Annotated in this window: 2 protein-coding genes; both read left to right on the top strand. The window is 31.1% G+C overall.

Annotated features, from left to right (window positions below):
• The first annotated feature begins 99 nt into the window (after positions 1 to 99).
• Complete coding sequence (locus tag Q0739_RS14750; RefSeq protein WP_298239504.1) at positions 100 to 615, top strand: hypothetical protein; 516 nt, start codon at positions 100 to 102, stop codon at positions 613 to 615.
• A gap of 152 nt (positions 616 to 767) precedes the next feature.
• On the top strand, positions 768 to 1,784 hold the full coding sequence (locus tag Q0739_RS14745) for a hypothetical protein (protein ID WP_298239503.1): 1,017 nt from the start codon (positions 768 to 770) through the stop codon (positions 1,782 to 1,784).
• Positions 1,785 to 1,991: the final 207 nt, after the last annotated feature.

Here is a 1,991-nt window from a genome sequence, read left to right as displayed (position 1 = left end):
TACGCTAAAATGCTATCGCATTTCTGCCTCGCTCAAGCAAAATAATAAGGCGACACAAACTATATACGTGAAAGTTACACAACATTTGAGAGCAACTTTATGAAAAAAACAAAAGGACTACTGATTTTACTTTTAGGGCTAATAATTATTTCTTGTTCAAGTGAGGACAATAATGAAAATAATTCCAATGAAAGCAGAATTGATGTAACCATTAACGGAACAGAATATACATTTAACACATTCACATTTGAAAAACATTTCGAAGACCCAAATGACAGTTATTATTATGTAACCGCAAGAATAGACAATGAGTCTGATTTAGTTTTTGATTTTGGTGTTGAACTTGGATACACCGGAGATTGGGAAAACGGAGAAATTGTAGATGAATTTAATCTATATACTAACTTTATAGAAAGTGGAAATTATGATTGTGCTTATTTCGGAGTAGATATTCCTTATCCGCAAATAAATGTTTCTGTAAATAACGAACAAGAGTTTAAAGCAACTTTTTCGTTTGAAAATAATTTTGACGTGAGTTGTAATAGCGGAAATGAAAATGCACCTTTTGGAAATCGTGTGACTTACACTAACGGAACAATTAATTTGAAATTATAAAAAAACGTTGTGTAACAAAGTATATAAAAAATTGCTATTTTGTGCCTAACCAATGTCAGTTGCTTTGTTTGCTAGCTTCTGATTTTCCTTCGGAAAATCCTCGCACACAAACACGCAACATTTCATATACGTAAACGTTGCCCACAATTAAGATGACGAAAAAATTCATAGACCCAAAAGGAGATTACATATTTTTTATCCCAACTGAATGGGGTTACAGAAATGGAATGTATGACGCAAAAGAAACTGACCCAAATTCATTTGAATTATACGAAAATTCCGTTGGATGTTTTCAAATTAGTTGTAATCCAATAACCAAAGGAGAAATTCCAAAATTAATTGAGAACCATAAACTCAAGTCTCAAGAAATTGGAAAAATTAAGCTTGAATTTATAGAAAAATATGTTTCTACTGACAAATTTGATATGTACTTATGGATGGCTGTTGTAAATGACAAATTCATAATGTGTAAATACATCTATGATTCCGACAAAAAAGAGAACAAAAAAGTCAAAAAAGAAATCGAAAAAGCAAAAGGTTGTTTAAAAACAATTATGGTCATTGCAGAAGAACACAAAGAAAACATCCTCGCTTCTGAAAGATTTACCAAATTTATGAATTCATTAGGAGCATCTATCGACTTGAAAAACAGAGCTTATAAAAATGGTTCGTCAATTGAATTAGTTGTACTTCTTGCAAATCAAATCGATGCTCTTTTAAGGTTGGCTTTAATCCTAAAAAAGCAAATTGATAATTCAACAGATGAAATTGATACAACTCTAATTTTTCAAAAAGAAACTGATAGACCTATAATGGAAAAAAAGGTTTACAAAATGGCTCTTGACGAAGGATTACTAACTCAAAATTTACACGATAGACTTTCTGAATTATATAATCAAAGAAATAAAGTGATTCATCGATACATAATTACAGATTTACTAACTAAAGATGTAATGAAAATAGTTTATGATTATACTATTTTAGAGGAGAAAGTTGGAGAAATAGTAAGGGAATATGAACAAAAACAATTTCAATTAAAAATTGGGATTTATGGAACTGAAACACCACCAGATAATCCTTTAGACCAAGAAGCAAAAGACAGGGTTATTGGGGCAATTAAAGAGAAACACGCTGATAACAGAATAAATAAAGACATAACATTTGAATAAATAACTGTGGGCAACAACGTGTATAATTAATGGCTAGTTCTCGCCTACTTACGAAAATCCTCGCGGATTTTCTATTCGGTTTTTATTTGCTAAATTAGGTGCGTGGAACACGCCACTAATCATACACAAAACCGTTATGTACAAGTTTTCGGCACACATCTAAATTCCGTGCTTTTACAAAGGTCATTTCTTTTTTTGCAAACTGAA

Origin of the sequence: uncultured Algibacter sp. (genome assembly GCF_947487605.1) — a bacterium.
GTDB lineage: Bacteria > Bacteroidota > Bacteroidia > Flavobacteriales > Flavobacteriaceae > Algibacter_D.
Note: the sequence above shows the minus strand (reverse complement) of the source record. Positions and strands in the feature narration are given on the sequence as shown.

Excerpts from the sequence above, each read along its gene's own strand:
- Q0739_RS14750 (WP_298239504.1), top strand. The coding sequence starts at position 100 with ATGAAAAAAACAAAAGGACTACTGATTTTACTTTTAGGGCTAATAATT.
- Q0739_RS14745 (WP_298239503.1), top strand. The coding sequence starts at position 768 with ATGACGAAAAAATTCATAGACCCAAAAGGAGATTACATATTTTTTATC.